The sequence below is a fragment of the Variovorax sp. 01T432 genome (assembly GCF_056398605.1).
The window spans coordinates 1-15,801 of sequence record NZ_JBFTPS010000012.1 but is presented as its reverse complement, the minus strand read 5'-3'; the positions used below and the strand labels follow the sequence as shown (position 1 = coordinate 15,801).

The 15,801-nt window shown below is 68.0% G+C and carries 13 protein-coding genes; 12 read left to right on the top strand and 1 reads right to left on the bottom strand.

What is annotated here, in order from left to right:
* Positions 1–33 precede the first annotated feature (33 nt).
* The 10 genes from AC1DNF_RS11845 to AC1DNF_RS11800 all read left to right on the top strand — a co-directional run bounded on the left by AC1DNF_RS11845 (position 34) and on the right by AC1DNF_RS11800 (position 13,589).
* Positions 34–978, top strand: coding sequence for a LysR substrate-binding domain-containing protein (locus AC1DNF_RS11845; protein WP_478148786.1), 945 nt, complete (start codon positions 34–36; stop codon positions 976–978).
* Positions 979–1,121: 143 nt separating this feature from the next.
* On the top strand, positions 1,122–2,822 hold the full coding sequence (locus AC1DNF_RS11840) for an OFA family MFS transporter (RefSeq protein ID WP_478148785.1): 1,701 nt from the start codon (positions 1,122–1,124) through the stop codon (positions 2,820–2,822).
* Between the two features lie 112 nt (positions 2,823–2,934).
* A complete protein-coding gene (locus tag AC1DNF_RS11835; RefSeq protein WP_478148784.1) occupies positions 2,935–4,728 on the top strand; it encodes an NADH-ubiquinone oxidoreductase-F iron-sulfur binding region domain-containing protein in 1,794 nt (597 codons plus the stop codon).
* Positions 4,725–7,640: a formate dehydrogenase subunit alpha gene (gene fdhF / locus AC1DNF_RS11830; RefSeq protein WP_478148783.1), complete on the top strand. Its 2,916-nt coding sequence runs from the start codon at positions 4,725–4,727 to the stop codon at positions 7,638–7,640. Before AC1DNF_RS11835 ends, fdhF begins: the two co-directional genes overlap by 4 nt.
* Before the next feature lie 252 nt (positions 7,641–7,892).
* The gene (locus AC1DNF_RS11825; protein WP_478148782.1) at positions 7,893–8,903 is read left to right on the top strand and encodes a glycosyl hydrolase; all 1,011 of its coding nucleotides are present in this window, start codon (positions 7,893–7,895) and stop codon (positions 8,901–8,903) included.
* Positions 8,904–9,063: 160 nt separating this feature from the next.
* Positions 9,064–9,552, top strand: coding sequence for a tripartite tricarboxylate transporter TctB family protein (locus AC1DNF_RS11820; RefSeq protein WP_478148781.1), 489 nt, complete (start codon positions 9,064–9,066; stop codon positions 9,550–9,552).
* 10 nt (positions 9,553–9,562) lie between these two features.
* Positions 9,563–11,074: a tripartite tricarboxylate transporter permease gene (locus AC1DNF_RS11815; protein WP_478148780.1), complete on the top strand. Its 1,512-nt coding sequence runs from the start codon at positions 9,563–9,565 to the stop codon at positions 11,072–11,074.
* An 87-nt stretch (positions 11,075–11,161) separates the two neighbouring features.
* A complete protein-coding gene (locus tag AC1DNF_RS11810) occupies positions 11,162–11,851 on the top strand; it encodes a response regulator transcription factor (RefSeq protein WP_478148779.1) in 690 nt (229 codons plus the stop codon).
* On the top strand, positions 11,848–13,215 hold the full coding sequence (locus AC1DNF_RS11805) for a sensor histidine kinase (protein ID WP_478148778.1): 1,368 nt from the start codon (positions 11,848–11,850) through the stop codon (positions 13,213–13,215). Before AC1DNF_RS11810 ends, AC1DNF_RS11805 begins: the two co-directional genes overlap by 4 nt.
* A gap of 110 nt (positions 13,216–13,325) precedes the next feature.
* On the top strand, positions 13,326–13,589 hold the full coding sequence (locus AC1DNF_RS11800; RefSeq protein ID WP_478148777.1) for a hypothetical protein: 264 nt from the start codon (positions 13,326–13,328) through the stop codon (positions 13,587–13,589).
* A 17-nt stretch (positions 13,590–13,606) separates the two neighbouring features.
* Here the strand turns inward: AC1DNF_RS11800 and AC1DNF_RS11795 are convergent, their stop codons facing one another.
* Positions 13,607–14,431 (bottom strand): exodeoxyribonuclease III, encoded by an 825-nt coding sequence (locus AC1DNF_RS11795; protein WP_478148776.1) that lies wholly within the window; start codon positions 14,429–14,431, stop codon positions 13,607–13,609.
* A gap of 135 nt (positions 14,432–14,566) precedes the next feature.
* Between AC1DNF_RS11795 and AC1DNF_RS11790 the strand changes: the two genes are divergently transcribed.
* Entirely contained in the window at positions 14,567–15,031 is a 465-nt protein-coding gene (locus AC1DNF_RS11790; RefSeq protein ID WP_478148775.1) for a ferritin-like domain-containing protein, read from the top strand.
* A 211-nt stretch (positions 15,032–15,242) separates the two neighbouring features.
* On the top strand, positions 15,243–15,656 hold the full coding sequence (locus tag AC1DNF_RS11785; protein WP_478148774.1) for an FHA domain-containing protein: 414 nt from the start codon (positions 15,243–15,245) through the stop codon (positions 15,654–15,656).
* Positions 15,657–15,801 lie beyond the last annotated feature (145 nt).

Below are 15,801 nucleotides of genomic sequence, written 5' to 3'. Positions count from 1 at the left end.
GGGGGCGATGCTGCTTTCTAGCGGCGGGTGGGCATGAACCTGCTTGCCTCCATGCGCTACCTCGTGGCGCTGAGCGAGCATCGGCATTTCGGCCGCGCGGCGCAGGCCTGTCACATCACGCAGCCGGCACTGTCGAACGCGCTGAGGGCGCTGGAAGACGAGTTCGGGGTGGTCATCGTGAAGCGTGGCCGCGCCTATGTGGGACTGACGCACGAGGGAGACCGGGTGCTCGCCACGGCGCAGCGCATGCTGCGCGACAACGAGGTGCTGCAGCAGGAACTGCGCAGCGAGGAGGGCAGCCCGCGCGGCAACCTGCGCATGGCGGCGGTGCCCACCGCGGTGCCGATGCTGGCGCGCTTCGCGGCCATGCTGCAGCAACGGCACCCCGGCATCGTCCCGGCCGTGCTGTCGATGAGTTCGCAGCAACTCGAAACCGGCCTGGAAAACCTCTCGCTCGACCTCGCGCTCGGCTACACAGAGCGCATGGATCTGCCAGGCGTCAAGCTCACCGCCTGGCCACAGAGCATCGAACACTACTTCCTGCTGCGGCGCGCGGCGCAGCCGGGCGCCGATGTGCTGAAGATCGGCACGCCCATGCGCTGGGCCGATGCGGCGCGCCATCCCCTGTGCCTGCTGACGGCGGAAATGCACAACCGCTCCATCATCGACCAGGCCTTCCGCGAGGCCGGCGCCAGCGTGACGCCGGCCATCGAGACGAACTCGGTGCTGACACTCGTGCTCAGCGTGGTGGCCGGCGAGGTCTGCAGCGTGCTGCCGGGCGCCATGGTCGCGGCGGTCAGAAGCCAGCGCGAGCTCGAAGCCCTGCCGCTGGTGTCGCCCGAGGTCAGGACGCCGATCGGCTTCATGACACAGGCCGGCGTGCGCCCCTCTCGCGCCCTCGCCGCGGCGCTGGACCTGCTGCAGACGCCCGAGTGGCTCGCACAGATCGAGCAACACAGCGGTGCGCTCGCGGCTTAGGCCGATGTGAGGCCCTTTGGCTTCATTTAACAATTGAATCGGTCGATGTGCCGATGCAATTTGACGTTTGTAACAGCCACACAGACACTCCGCGAGCCCCGAAGGGGCCATCCCGACAAAAAAGCAAACCGGAGACAACAAACATGGCAGGTTCAACGGCTGGCGTCCTCGACGGGGACAGCAACATTGGCGGGGCAGGGTCGCGGCCCGGCTTTCTCGACAAGGAACGCATCATCGCGGGCCCGGCTTTCAACCGCTGGCTCGTGCCACCGGCGGCGCTCGCGATCCATCTGTGCATCGGCATGGCCTATGGCTTCTCGGTCTTCTGGCTGCCCTTGTCGAAGATGCTGGCCGTCGGCGGCACCGGCGCGCAGGCCTGCGCCAAGGACATGAGTTTCATCGCCGAGCTGTTCGCCACCGGCTGCGACTGGCGCATCGCGACGCTGGGCTGGATGTACACGCTCTTCTTCGTGTTCCTCGGCTGTTCCGCCGCGCTGTGGGGCGGCTGGCTCGAACGGGCGGGTCCGCGCAAGGCCGGCGTGGTGTCGGCGGCGTGCTGGTGCGGCGGCATGCTGCTGTCGGCGGTGGGCATCCACCTGCACCAGTTCTGGCTGATGATCATCGGCTCGGGCGTGATCGGCGGCATCGGGCTCGGCCTGGGCTACATCTCGCCGGTCAGCACGCTGATCAAGTGGTTCCCCGACCGCCGCGGCATGGCGACCGGCATGGCCATCATGGGCTTCGGCGGCGGCGCGATGATCGGCTCGCCGCTGGCCGTGGCCCTGATGAAGAGCTTCTCCAGCCCCACCGACGTGGGCGTGACGGGGACCTTCGTCGTGATGGCGCTGGTCTACTTCGTCTTCATGATGGCCGGCGCGCTCGGCTATCGCGTGCCGGCGACCGGCTGGAAGCCCAAGGGCTGGACGCCGCCGGCGGCGCAGACCGGGAACGCCATGATCACGCAGCGCCACGTGCACGTGAAGAAGGTATGGGGCATCCCGCAGTTCTGGCTGGTGTGGCTGGTGCTGACCATGAACGTCAGCGCAGGCATCGGCGTGATCGGCATGTCCTCGCCCATGCTGCAGGAGGTGTTCGGCGGCGCGCTGATCGGCCTGCCGAAGAAGTTCGGCGAGCTCGACAAGACGCAGCTCGCGGCCATCGCCGCGGTGGCGGGCGGCTTCACGGCGCTGCTGTCGCTCTTCAACATCGGCGGGCGCTTCTTCTGGGCCAGCCTGTCGGACAAGCTGGGCCGCAAGCTGACCTATACCGTGTTCTTCCTCCTGGGCGGCGTGCTGTACTTCAGCATTCCGGGCTCGGCCGCCGCGGGCAGCAAGCTGCTGTTCGTGGGCGCGGCCTGCATCATCGTGTCGATGTACGGCGGCGGCTTCGCGACGGTGCCGGCCTACCTGGCCGATCTTTTCGGCACGCAGTTCGTGGGCGCCATCCATGGCCGACTGCTCACGGCCTGGGCCACGGCCGGTATTCTCGGCCCGGTGGTGGTGAACTACATGCGCGAATACCAGCTGGGGCTTGGCATTCCCCGCGAGCAGGTCTACAACCAGACCATGTACATCCTGGTCGGGATGCTGGTGATCGGCCTCATCGCGAACCTGCTCGTGCGCCCGGTGGCGGACAAGCACTTCATGAGCGAGCAGGAACTCGCCGTCGAGATGAAGCTCGCACACGAGAAGGCCGTGGCGGCGGAGGTCGGCGCAGGTGCCGGGGGCGGCGRCAGCGGTGCGGTCAGCCCGGCGATCGTCTGGCTGGCCTGGGCGGCGGTCGGCATTCCCCTCGCTTGGGGCGTCTACCAGACACTGGTGAGCGCGGCGAAGTTCTTCAGTTGACGCGGCGGCGCGTCGCGCATGGGGACCGCGGCCAGGAGGCCGCATCCCCGGGTGTTCGGTATATCAAGATTCGAGAAGCAAGGCCAAGGCAGTGAACAGCGACCCAGGCATCATGGAAAAAACCCAGGCGGTGCCCATCGCCACGGTCGACGAATTGCGAGAGCGCATCCGCCGCAAGAGCAAGCTCAAGGGTCGCCAGCCCGAGGAGGCAGCCCTGCTGGAAGTGCGCGCACTCATCGGCGCGCGGCCGCCGGAGGGCCATCGGCGCGACCTGCTCATCGAGCATCTGCATCTCGTCAACGACGCGCACGGCTGCCTGCGCGACCGCCACCTGGTCGCGCTGGCGCGCGAGATGAACATCCCGATGGCCGAGGTCTACGAGGTCGCGACCTTCTATCACCATTTCGAAGTGGTGCGCGGCGACGAACAGGCGCCGGGCCTCACCGTGCGCGTGTGCGACAGCCTGGCTTGCGCGCTGGCCGGCGCGGGCGAGCTGATGGCGCGGCTGCCGGCGCTGCTCGGCGCGGCCGGGCGCGACGACGTGCGCGTGATCGCGGCGCCTTGCATCGGGCGCTGCGAGCAGGCGCCTGCCGTGGCGGTGGGGCAGCGTGCGGTGCCGCTGGCCGATGCCGACGCGGTGCTGCGCATGCTCGACGCGAAGCCGGCCGCCGCGCCCGCGACGATCAACTTCGAGCCCTCGGAATTCGCTCAGAAGAGCGTTTCGCCCGCGCCTGGCGCGCTGGAGGAAACCCCGGCCTTCACCGACTACGCCACGTACCGCGCGCACGGCGGCTATGCGCTCGCCGCGGCGCTGGTCAACGGCGAGGGCGACGCCGAAGCCATCATTCAGGCGATGGAAGACTCCGGCCTGCGCGGCCTCGGCGGCGCGGGCTTTCCGGCCGGACGCAAGTGGCGCATCGTGCGCGACCAGCCGGCGCCCAGGCTCATGGCCGTGAACATCGACGAGGGCGAGCCCGGCACCTTCAAGGACCGGACCTACCTCGAACGCGATCCGCATCGCTTCCTCGAAGGGGTGCTGGTGGCGGCGCAGGTCGTCGGCATCGAGGCCTGCTACATCTACCTGCGCGACGAGTACCACGACTGCCGCGCGCTGCTGTCGGCCGAGCTCGCCAAGCTGCGGGCGGACCCGCCCTGCGAGCTGCCGCTGATCGAGTTGCGACGCGGCGCCGGCGCCTACATCTGCGGCGAGGAGTCCGCGATGATCGAGAGCATCGAAGGCAAGCGCGGCGAACCGCGCATGCGCCCGCCCTACATCGCGCAGGTCGGCCTCTTCGGGCGGCCGACGCTGGAGCACAACTTCGAGACCCTGTACTGGGTGCGCGACATCGTCGAGAAAGGCCCGCAATGGTTCAGCGGCTTCGGCCGCCATGGGCGCAAGGGCCTGCGCTCGTTCAGCGTCAGCGGCCGGGTCAAGCAACCGGGCGTGAAGCTGGCGCCCGCGGGCATCACGGTGCAGGAACTGATCGACGAATACTGCGGCGGCATGCAGGACGGACATGCGCTGCATGCCTACCTTCCCGGCGGCGCGTCCGGAGGCATTCTTCCCGCGAGCATGAACGACATCCCGCTCGATTTCGACACGCTTCAGCCCTACGGCTGTTTCATCGGCTCCGCCGCCGTGATGGTGCTGAGCCAGCACGACCGCGCGCGCGACGCGGCGCTCAACGTGATGCGCTTCTTCGCGCACGAGAGCTGCGGCCAGTGCACGCCATGCCGCGTGGGCACGGGCAAGGCGGCGGCGCTGATGCAGGCGCCGGTGTGGGACAACGAGACGCTCGAGGATCTCGCGCAGGTGATGGGCGACGCATCGATCTGCGGCCTCGGCCAGGCCGCCCCGAACCCGATCCGCAGCATCCAGACCTACTTCGGCGAGGAAATCCGATGAACGCGCCGACCCAGCTTGCCGAACTGATACCGCCGACGATCGAGCTCACGCTCGACGGCCGCACGATCCATGCCTTCGAGGGCGAGACTCTTCTCAAGGCCGCACAGCGCCATGGCGTCGACATTCCCCATCTCTGCTATTCGGACGGCCTGCGCCCCGATGGCAACTGCCGGGCATGCGTGGTGGAGGTGAAGGGCGAGCGCACGCTGGCGCCCAGTTGCTGCCGCGCGGCGAGCGCCGGGATGGAAGTACAGGCCCGAAGCGAGCGGGCGCTCAAGAGCCAGAAGATGGTGGTGGAGATGCTGCTGTCGGACATGCCCGAGCGCGGCTACAAGTGGAACGACGCAGCGGCGGCGGCGGCATCCGCTGGTCCGCTTCCGCGGGCAGAGAACGCGCAAGCGGTCGGCCAGCACGGCGAGCTCAGCGACTGGGCCACGCGCCTGGATGTCCAGGTCCGCCCCTCGCTCAAGGCCCTGCGCCGCGAGCAGCCGAAGGCCGACATCTCGCACCCCGCGATGGCCGTCAATCTCGACGCCTGCATCCAGTGCAACCGCTGCGTGCGCGCCTGCCGCGAAGAGCAGGTCAACGACGTCATCGGCTATGCGATGCGCGGGGAGCATTCGAAGATCGTCTTCGATCTCGACGACCCGATGGGCGACAGCAGCTGCGTGGCCTGCGGCGAATGCGTGCAGGCCTGCCCGACCGGCGCCCTCAGCCCCAAGAGCCAGATCGGCTCGCAGCAGGTCGACCGCAAGGTCGATTCAGTGTGCCCCTTCTGCGGCGTCGGCTGCCTCATCACCTACAACGTGAAGGACGAGAAGATCGTCAGCGTCGACGGCCGCGACGGCCCGGCCAACCACAGCCGCCTGTGCGTGAAGGGGCGCTTCGGTTTCGACTACGCGCACCATCCCCAGCGGCTCACCGGGCCGCTCATCCGCAAGCCCGGCGTGCCCAAGGACCTGGGCGATGCGCCGCGGCCCGGCGACTGGAGCGGCACCTTCCGCGAGGCGACCTGGGAAGAAGCGCTCGCGCTCGCGGCCGGAAAGCTCAAGAGCCTGCGCGACACGCATGGCAAGAAGGCGCTGGCCGGCTTCGGCTCCGCCAAGGGCAGCAACGAGGAGGCCTACCTGTTCCAGAAGCTGGTGCGCACCGGCTTCGGCAGCAACAACGTCGACCACTGCACGCGCCTGTGCCACGCCTCCAGCGTGGCGGCGCTGCTCGAAGGCGTGGGCTCCGGCGCGGTGAGCAACCAGGTCAACGACGTCGAACATGCCGAGCTGATCTTCGTCATCGGCTCCAACCCGACCACCAACCATCCGGTGGCCGCGACCTGGATGAAGAACGCCGCCAGGCGCGGCGCGAAGATCGTGCTGGCGGACCCGCGCGTGACGGACCTCGGCCGGCATGCCTGGCGCACGCTGCAGTTCAAGGCCGACACCGACGTGGCCATGCTCAACGCGCTGATCCACGCCGTGATCGACGAGGGCCTGGTGAACGAGGAATTCATCCGCACCCGCGCCAGCAACTACGAGGCGCTGCGCGAGAACGTGAAGGGCTACAGCCCCGAGGCGATGGCGCCCATCTGCGGCGTGCCGGCGCAGACGCTGCGCGAAGTCGCCAGGGCCTTCGCCACCGCCAAGGGCGCGATGGTGCTGTGGGGCATGGGCATCAGCCAGCATGTGCACGGCACCGACAACGCGCGCTGCCTGATCGCGCTGGTCACGGTCACCGGACAGATCGGCAAGCCGGGCTCGGGCCTGCATCCGCTGCGCGGCCAGAACAACGTGCAGGGCGCGAGCGACGCGGGGCTGATCCCGATGATGTTCCCCAACTACCAGCGCGTCGACAACGCGGGCGCGCACGCCTGGTTCGAGGATTTCTGGGGCATGGCGCTGGACGCGGAGCCCGGCTACACGGTGGTCGAGATCATGCACAAGGCGCTGGCGCCGGAGGAGGACCCGCACAAGATCCGCGGCATGTACATCATGGGCGAGAACCCCGCCATGAGCGACCCGGACCTGAACCATGCCCGCCATGCGCTCGCGAGCCTGGAGCACCTGGTCGTGCAGGACATCTTCATGACCGAGACCGCGTGGCTCGCCGACGTGGTGCTGCCGGCCTCGGCCTGGCCCGAGAAGACCGGGACCGTGAGCAACACCGACCGCATGGTGCAACTCGGCAAGCGGGCGCTGAATCCGCCCGGCGACGCGAAGCCCGACCTCTGGATCATCCAGCAGATCGCCCGGCGCATGGGCCTGTCGTGGAACTACGAAGGCGAGGAGTGCGGCGTGGCCGCGGTCTACGAGGAAATGCGTCAGGCCATGCACGCGGCCATCAGCGGCATCACCTGGGAGCGGCTGCAGCGCGAGTCGAGCGTGACCTATCCGTGCCTGAGCGCGGACGATCCCGGGCAGCCGACGGTCTTCATCGACAGTTTCCCCACCCCCGACGGCCGCGTGACGCTGGTGCCCGCCGACATCATCCCGGCCGACGAACGCCCGGATGCGGACTATCCCTTCGTGCTGATCACGGGCCGGCAGCTCGAGCATTGGCACACCGGCAGCATGACGCGCCGCGCCAGCGTGCTCGATGCGCTCGAGCCGATGGCGACCGCGTCGATGAGCCAGGCCAGCCTGGAGTCGCTGGGACTGCAGGCCGGCGATGTGATCACGATCCGCTCGCGCCGCGGCGAGGTCGCGATCCACGTGCGGCGCGACGACGGCACGCCGGTCGGCGCGGTGTTCGTGCCCTTCGCGTACTACGAAGCCGCCGCGAACCTGATGACCAACGCGGCGCTCGACCCGTTCGGCAAGATTCCGGAGTTCAAGTACTGCGCGGTGCGCGTGCTGCGCGGCGGCACGCCCGTGGCGGCCGCGGGCTACGGCACGGGCGCCACTGTCGCGCTCCATTGAGCGAGGCGGGCGGTGGCCCGCCTTCGGCTGACAAAGTTTTGCAGCCGGTCCGGCCCGTTGTTACAAATTTGGCCGAGGGAAGGGGCAGGAAGTGTCATTTCCGGCCACCAGGGCAGAGGGCGCGCGGTGGTATGTGACTTGCTGACCTGAGGCAGCGGTGGTTCCGCGCCCTGGGCGCGGACCTTCGCACGCCCTGCTCCGGCCCCGCCGCCGGGGTCCGGGACATGTCCCACCCGTTTGATCACTGAGCCGATGAATCCCCCATTCGAATCCGATCCGTGGCGGCGGCGCGAGCTTCTCGCGCTGACCCTGTCGTCCCTTGCGGCCCTGGGCCTGTCGGCATGTGGTGGAGGCGGTGGCGGCGCGGGCGGTGCGGCCCCCGGCGGGGCGGGGTCCGCCCCGGCGCCGGCTCCTTCGACCGGCGGCTCCGCGGGCGATCTTGCGTCGAGCCCGCCTGCGCCGCCCCCCGGCGCCCCCAAGAGCGCCAAGCGCGGCGTCGCCTACGACCTGGCCGCCGGCGACGACCTGGCCGCGCTCGCGCCCGGCGTGAGCTGGTGGTACGACTGGGGCCTGCGCCCCAATGGCGCGGTGCCGGCGGACTACCGCGCGCGCTACCGGATGGACTACTACCCGATGCTGTGGAACGGCAGCTTCGATGTGAACGAGGGGAGCGCCTTCCTCATGGCGCATCCCGAGATCAGGCACCTGCTGCTGCTCAACGAGCCCAATCTCACCGACCAGGCCAACCTCACGCCCTCGCAGGCCGCGCAGCTGTGGCCGCGCTACGAGGCCGTCGCCGCCAGTACCGGCGTGAAGCTGGTCGGACCGGCAATCACGTGGGGGACCATGCCCGGCTTCGCCGACCCGGTCGCGTGGCTCGATGCCTTCCTCGCGGCTTACAAGGGGGCCAACGGCAACCGCGATCCGCAGATCGACTACCTGGCCTTCCACTGGTACGACTACGGCCCGGCGGGGCAGCTCGACCGCCTGACGAAATACGGCAAGCCCTTCTGGGTGACCGAGTTCGCGAACTGGCACGGCCAGAACGATGGCGCCCAGATCGACACGCTCGCCAAACAGAAGGCGCAGATGACCGACATGGTCGCGACCTGCGAGTCGCGCGCCGACGTGTTCCGCTATGCCTGGTTCACCGGCCGATGGAGCGCGGACACCCACTTCACCAGCCTGCTCGCGGGCACGGGAAACCTGACTGAATTGGGTCAACTCTACGTTTCCCTGCCCTTCGGTGCGGCCGCCGTGTAAGTGTTACTACGCACCCTGTTTGCTTAAAAAACAGGCAGCACGAAAGGCATGAATCCGGCCCGTTTTCAGAGGAGGTACGTGTAAGTCCGTACAGTACTAGTCAGCCAGAAGTCAGGTGCCAACGACGACCCTCGACGCTCATCAAAAGAGGGTCGAGACAATGCGAATCAAGAGTCAGGCTGACTTCTACTCGGGAGTCATGTTCACCGTGGTGGGGGGCGCTTTCGGCATCGGCGCCACCACCTACAACATCGGGGACGGCGCCCGCATGGGCCCCGGTTACTTCCCCCTCATGCTGGGTATCCTCCTGGCGCTCCTGGGTGCGTTGATCATGTTCCAGTCGCTGGTCGTGGAGACGGAGGACGGCGGCAAGATCGGCAAGTGGGCATGGAGGCCCCTGTTCTTCGTCATCGCGGCCAATCTGGCTTTCGGCGTGCTTCTGGGCGGGCTGCCGAGCATCGGCCTGCCGGCGATGGGCATGATCATGGCGATCTACGCGCTGACCATCATTTCCAGCCTGGCGGGCACGCAGTTCAAGCTGCGCGACGTGCTGGTGCTGTCGACCATCCTGGCTGCTGGCAGCTACGTGGCATTCATCTGGGCGCTCAAGTTGCAGATCCAGGTCTGGCCCACTTTCATTTCGGGCTGAGGAGACTTCCATGGATCTGATTCATAACCTGTCGATCGGCTTCGGCGTCGCGTTCACCTTCACGAACCTGCTGTACTGCCTGGTCGGCTGCATCCTGGGCACGCTCATCGGCGTGCTGCCGGGCATCGGCCCCGTCGCCACCATCGCGATGCTGCTGCCCGCCACCTATGCGCTGCCGCCCGTGTCGGCGCTGATCATGCTGGCCGGGATCTACTACGGCGCGCAGTACGGCGGCTCCACCACCGCCATCCTGGTCAACCTGCCCGGCGAGTCGTCCTCGGTCGTGACCTGCATCGACGGCTACCAGATGGCGCGGCAGGGGCGGGCGGGTCCCGCGCTGGCGGCGGCCGGCCTGGGCTCCTTCTTCGCGGGCTGTGTCGGCACGCTCATCCTGGCCGCCTTCGCGCCGCCGCTGACCGAGCTGGCCTTCAAGTTCGGCCCGGCCGAGTACTTCTCGCTGATGGTGCTGGGCCTGATCGGCGCCGTGGTGCTGGCCTCGGGCTCGCTTCTCAAGGCGGTCGCGATGATCGTGCTGGGCCTGCTGCTGGGCATCGTCGGCACCGACGTCAACTCGGGCGTCGCGCGCTTCAGCTTCGACATCCCGGAACTGACCGACGGCATCGGCTTCGTGGTGATCGCCATGGGCGTGTTCGGCTACGGCGAGATCATCGGCAACCTCTCGCAGCCCGATGACGAGCGCGAGGTGTTCACTTCCAAAGTCAAGGGCCTGTGGCCGACCAAGGACGACTTCAAGCGCATGACGCCGGCGGTGCTGCGCGGCACGGCGCTCGGCTCGGCCCTGGGCATCCTGCCCGGCGGCGGTGCGCTGCTGGCGGCCTTCGCGGCCTACGCCCTCGAGAAGAAGATCAAGATGCGCCCGGGCGAAGTGCCCTTCGGCAAGGGCAACATCCGCGGCGTCGCCTCGCCGGAATCGGCCAACAACGCCGGCGCCCAGACCTCCTTCATCCCGCTGCTCACGCTGGGCATTCCGCCCAACGCCGTGATGGCGCTGATGGTGGGCGCAATGACGATCCACAACATCCAGCCCGGTCCCCAGGTGATGACCAGCAATCCCGAACTCTTCTGGGGCCTGATCGCCTCGATGTGGATCGGCAATGCGATGCTCATCATCCTGAACCTGCCACTGATCGGCATGTGGATCAAGCTGCTGACGGTGCCCTACAAGTTCCTCTTCCCGGCCATCGTGCTGTTCTGCGCCATCGGCGTCTACTCGACCAACAACAACACCTTCGACGTGTGGATGGTCGGCCTCTTCGGCTTCATCGGCTACCTGTTCCTCAAGCTGAAGACCGAGCCCGCCCCGCTGCTGCTCGGCTTCATCCTCGGGCCGATGATGGAAGAGAACCTGCGCCGCGCGCTGCTGCTCTCGCGCGGCACCTGGAGCGTGTTCGTCACGCGGCCGCTGTCGGCCGGGCTGCTGGTGGCCGCGCTGCTGCTGCTGGGCATCGTGCTGCTGCCATCGATCAAGGCCAAGCGCGAAGAGGCTTTCGTGGAAGAGTGACCCGTATTGGCGTCAAAATGAAAGCCGCCTTGGGGCGGCTTTCTCATTGCCGGTGTAGAAACGCCTAACTTTTTTCGGGTTGTACCTATGCGAATCCTTCTGGTCGAAGACGATGCCGTTCTGCGCGACGTGATGTTGCGCAGCCTGGCGGATGCGGGCAACCGCGTCGACCTGGCGTCGAATGTCGAGGATGCCGACTACCTCTGGCGCGTCCAGCCCTTCGATGCGGTCCTGCTCGACCTCAACCTGCCGGCTACCGCCAGCCCGACCAGCGGTCTGGCGAGCGGACTCACGGTGCTGCGTCATGCCCGCGCGCGCGGCGACCGCACGCCCGTGCTGGTGCTGACGGCGCGCAACCGGACCGACGAACGCATCGCCGGCCTCGACGCCGGCGCCGACGACTACCTGGGCAAGCCCTTCGACCTGGCCGAGGTCGAGGCCCGCCTGCGCGCCCTGGTGCGGCGAGCCCAGGGGACGGAAGACATCGCCTCCATCGCCCAGTTGAAGCTCGACCGCAAGGCGCGCCGCTTCGCCGTGGACGGCGCGCCGCTCGATCTGCCCGCGCGCGAATTCGAAGTGCTCTGGGAACTGATGAGCCCGCCGGGGCGCACCGTCAGCAAGCGGGAACTGTCGGACAAGCTGTCGACCTTCGACGAGTCCCTCGGCGACAACGCGCTCGAAGCCTTCATCTCGCGCCTGCGCAAGAAGCTCGCCGGCAGCGGCGCGGGCATTCGCACGCTGCGCGGCATCGGCTATCTGCTGGAAGCCGAGGTGTGAGTTCCGAGGCGCGTCGCGCCGCGGCGCAGACGCCATCGTTGACGGCGCGCGTGCTGCGCAGCGTGCTGCTGCCGCTGGCCCTGACCTGGCTCCTGGGGACCGCCATCGCCCTGGCGGTCGCCAACCACTTCACCGAGCAGGCCTTCGACCATGCCATGCTCGACGATGCCTTTTCCGTGTCGGCCAACATCCTGGCCGGCGAGCGCGGCGTCGAGCTGCTGCTGTCGCCGCACGAAGTCACGACCGTGCTGTTCGACCAGTCCGAGGCGGTCTACTTCGCGGTGCTGCGGCCCGACGGCTCGCTCATCGCCGGCGAGCCCGGCCTGGACGCGCCGCTGCCGCAGGGCGCAGTGAGCCATCGATTTTCCGACATCGTCTTCCGGAACCAGCCGCTGCGCGCGGTGACGCTGGTGCAGAAGACGCCGGGCGCCTACCGCGTCGTGATCGCGCAGACCACGCGTGCGCGCAACGCCGTGGTCGAGCGCCTGCTGGTCTACTCCATCGCGCCGCAGCTCGTGCTGCTCGCGCTCCTCGCTGCCTGGCTATGGTGGGGTGTCCGGCGCGAGCTGCATCCGCTGGGCGGCATGCAGCAGGCCCTGGACCGGCGCGATGCCAATGACCTGGCGCCGCTCGTGGTGGCGCGCACGTCCCGGGAACTGGAGGGCCTGGGCGATGCGGTGAATTCGCTGCTCGAGCGCCTCGGCCACAGCGTGCGCGCCCAACGCGAATTCGCGGGCAACGTGGCGCACGAGTTGCGCACGCCGCTGGCGGGCATTCGCGCGCTCGCCGACTACGGGCTGGCCCAGAAGACGCCTGACATCTGGCGCGAGCAACTCGAGCGCATCGCCGCCAGCCAGGCGCGGGCAAGCCACCTGGTCGACCAGCTGCTCGGCCTGGCCCTTGCCGACGAGACCGGCTTCAAGCGCGAGCCGCTGCGGCTCGACGAGGTGGCGCAGCAGGCGGTACTGCGCCACCTCGCGGCGGCCGATGCGCGGGGCGTGGACCTGGGCGCCAGCGGCCTCGACGAAGCCGTGACCGTGGAGGCCAACGCCGCGCTGGTCGAAGGCATCGTCGACAACCTCATCGACAACGCGCTGCGCTACGGCGGCCGAACCATCACGATCGAACTCTCCGGCCGCACGCTCGGCGTGGCCGACGACGGACCCGGCATTCCGTCGGACGTCCAGCACGACCTGCTGCAGCGCTGGACCCAGGGCCCGGCGGGCCAGAAGCTGGGCCAGGGCGCCGGCCTCGGGCTGGCTATCGTGGCGCGCTACGCGAAGCTGCTCGGCGCCGAACTGCGCTTCTCCAAGGCTTCGCCCGCGGGCGGACTGCGCGTCAGCGTCACCTTCGCGCAGGGCTGACGCGGCCCTCGCCATCGCTGGTTTCGCGGAGCTACGGCTTAAGTCGTATAGACCTGCGGATTTCAAAGTAATACAAAAGTTGTCTCATTCAGTCAGCGCGGGGAGTTGCCGTGCCACGGTCGGAAAGAGGCGAACTCGTCAGGCTGCACCGCGAAGTCGTGCGCAGCCGCCTGAAGGCCAACGCGATGCGCGAGGACATGATCCAGGCGCTGGGGGACTGGCTTTGTGGCAGCGGCCTGCCGCCGCCCCTCGACGAACTCAAGGCGCTGGCGGCGCTGTGCCAGGCGCAGGAAGCGGCGGAGGCCCGCTATGGGCGCTATGTCGCCGCGCTGTCGGAAGAGGTGGTGGCGCGCGCCCAGCGGGCCGGAAGTTGAGGGGGCGGTTACTCGCTCTACGGCCCGTTCGCTCGCAGCAATCCGTGGAAGCCTGGGGGAGAGACAGCCGGCAGGTCCAACTCGACCCATGCCGGCGCATGGTCACTCGCGCCCGGCCGGCCCCGCACCTCGCGGTCCACATTGGCGTCGACCAGGAAGGGCGCGAGTTCGGCGTTGAGCAGCAGGTGGTCGATGCGCAGGCCGGCGTTGCGTGGCCAGTGATTGCGCCAGTAGTCCCAGTAGGTGTAGATGCGCTCGCCGGGGTGGCGGGCGCGCAGGGCGTCGGTCCAGCCCTGGGCCAGCAGTTTCTCGAATGCGGCGCGGCTCTCGGGTTGCAGCAGGGCGTCCTTGCGCCACGAGCTCGGGTCGTAGATGTCGGCGTCGGTGGGCACGACGTTGAAGTCACCGGCCAGCACCGCCGGCTGGCCGCAGTCGTACAGCGTGCGCGCGTGGGTAGCGAGCTGCTCGAACCATCGCAGCTTGTAGTCGAACTTCGGCCCCGGCTGGGGATTGCCGTTGGGCAGGTAGAGGCAGCCGACGATGACGCCGTCGACCACGGCCTCGAGGTAGCGGCTTTGCGAATCGTCGGGGTCGCCGGGCAGGCCGCGGCCCGTCTCGATGGGCTCCTTGCCGCGCGCGAGGATGGCGACGCCGTTCCAGGACTGCTGCCCATGGACCAGCGCGCCATAGCCCGCTTCGCGGATTGCCGCGGCGGGAAAGCGCTGGTCGGGCGACTTCAGCTCCTGCAGGCAGGCAACGTCCGGCTTCGACTCGTCGAGCCATTCCAGCAGGCGCGCCAGGCGGCCATTGACGCCGTTGACGTTGAAGCTCGCGATCTTCATGGTGCTTTCACTGCGCTGTGCAGTCCGGACTCTAATCGGAGATGCCCTACATGCGCCGTCAGGACCGGACGACGCGCGCCCCAGCGCCGAACGTGACCATGAAGCCTTGATCAACTGAATGCCAAGGAGAAACCCATGGGAACCATGAGCAATGACGATGTGGTCGACGTGCTGGGCGACCTGCTGGAAACGGCGCGCGATGGCGAATACGGCTTTCGCGTTTGTGCCGAAGAGGTCGATTCGCCCACGCTGCGGCAGGTCTTCAACGACCGCTCGGCGCAGTGCCGCGTGGCGGCCGACGAACTGAGCGAACTGATCATGCGCTACGGCGGCTCCGCCGACCATGGCGGCACCGCCGCGGGCGCGCTGCATCGCGGCTGGGTTCATGTGAAGGGCGCGGTCGGCGCGAACAGCGAAGAATCGATGCTCAACGAATGCGAACGCGGCGAAGATGCGGCGGTGGCGCGCTACCGCAAGGCACTGAAGGAAGAGGGCCTGCCCACCGATGCGCGCAGCCTGATCGAACGCCAGGCGCTGGGTGCGCAGCGCAACCACGACCAGATCAAGATGCTGCGCGACGAAGCGCGCGCACGCCACTGAGGCGCGTCGAAGCGGCCCGACTCGGCATCGAGGGCCGCCTTCGGGCGGCCTTTTTCCTTTCCGGTCCCCTGGCCGCTGGCGGATGCCAAAACTTACCGCTTTGTTGTCCTGGCGGCGAAGTGGGCCCGAATAAGCCTTCTGTTTCTGATTTGGAAGAAGTGGGGCGGCACCTAAGCTCTCTACCCAAGACAAACCAATCTCAGGAACTGGAATGCCCAGACTCATCATCCTTGCCCGCAACAACAGCGTCAGGCAGGTCAATATCGAAGGCGCGATCACGACCATCGGGCGCTCCGGCAGCAACCGGGTGTGCATCGACAGCGAGCGGGTCAGCCGCCACCATGCCGCCATTCAGTGGCTGGGCGACCGCTTCATGCTCACGGACATGGGCAGCCGCAATGGCACCTATGTCAACAACGAGAAGATCTTCAGCCACCCGCTGGACAACGGCGATGCGATCACCGTCGGCGATTGCAAGTTGCGCTTTCTGCACAGCAGCCGGGTCGTCCCCGTGGGCGAGGCCCTGCGCCTGCTGACCCTGCCGGACGATCTGCCCCAGTTCGATTCGATGCCTGCGCCCTACAGCGTCAAGCGGCTGGTCGAGAACCTGCCCTTCTTCCGCTAGCCCGAAGTTCCTCCAATCGCCGAGCGAGTTTGTCTTTGCACGACAAGCACTTGGCGTGAGTTTGGGGTTCCGGTTTCTGTCTACAGACGGATCTGCTGGAGCAGATCGAGCGCGCGTTGTTGTTTCGCGTTGGGCGTAGTGAGGA

Excerpts from the sequence above, each read along its gene's own strand:
- AC1DNF_RS11845 (WP_478148786.1), top strand. The coding sequence starts at position 34 with ATGAACCTGCTTGCCTCCATGCGCTACCTCGTGGCGCTGAGCGAGCAT.
- AC1DNF_RS11835 (WP_478148784.1), top strand. The coding sequence starts at position 2,935 with ATGGAAAAAACCCAGGCGGTGCCCATCGCCACGGTCGACGAATTGCGA.
- fdhF (WP_478148783.1), top strand. The coding sequence starts at position 4,725 with ATGAACGCGCCGACCCAGCTTGCCGAACTGATACCGCCGACGATCGAG.
- AC1DNF_RS11825 (WP_478148782.1), top strand. The coding sequence starts at position 7,893 with ATGAATCCCCCATTCGAATCCGATCCGTGGCGGCGGCGCGAGCTTCTC.
- AC1DNF_RS11820 (WP_478148781.1), top strand. The coding sequence starts at position 9,064 with ATGCGAATCAAGAGTCAGGCTGACTTCTACTCGGGAGTCATGTTCACC.
- AC1DNF_RS11815 (WP_478148780.1), top strand. The coding sequence starts at position 9,563 with ATGGATCTGATTCATAACCTGTCGATCGGCTTCGGCGTCGCGTTCACC.
- AC1DNF_RS11810 (WP_478148779.1), top strand. The coding sequence starts at position 11,162 with ATGCGAATCCTTCTGGTCGAAGACGATGCCGTTCTGCGCGACGTGATG.
- AC1DNF_RS11795 (WP_478148776.1), bottom strand. The coding sequence starts at position 14,431 with ATGAAGATCGCGAGCTTCAACGTCAACGGCGTCAATGGCCGCCTGGCG.
- AC1DNF_RS11790 (WP_478148775.1), top strand. The coding sequence starts at position 14,567 with ATGGGAACCATGAGCAATGACGATGTGGTCGACGTGCTGGGCGACCTG.
- AC1DNF_RS11785 (WP_478148774.1), top strand. The coding sequence starts at position 15,243 with ATGCCCAGACTCATCATCCTTGCCCGCAACAACAGCGTCAGGCAGGTC.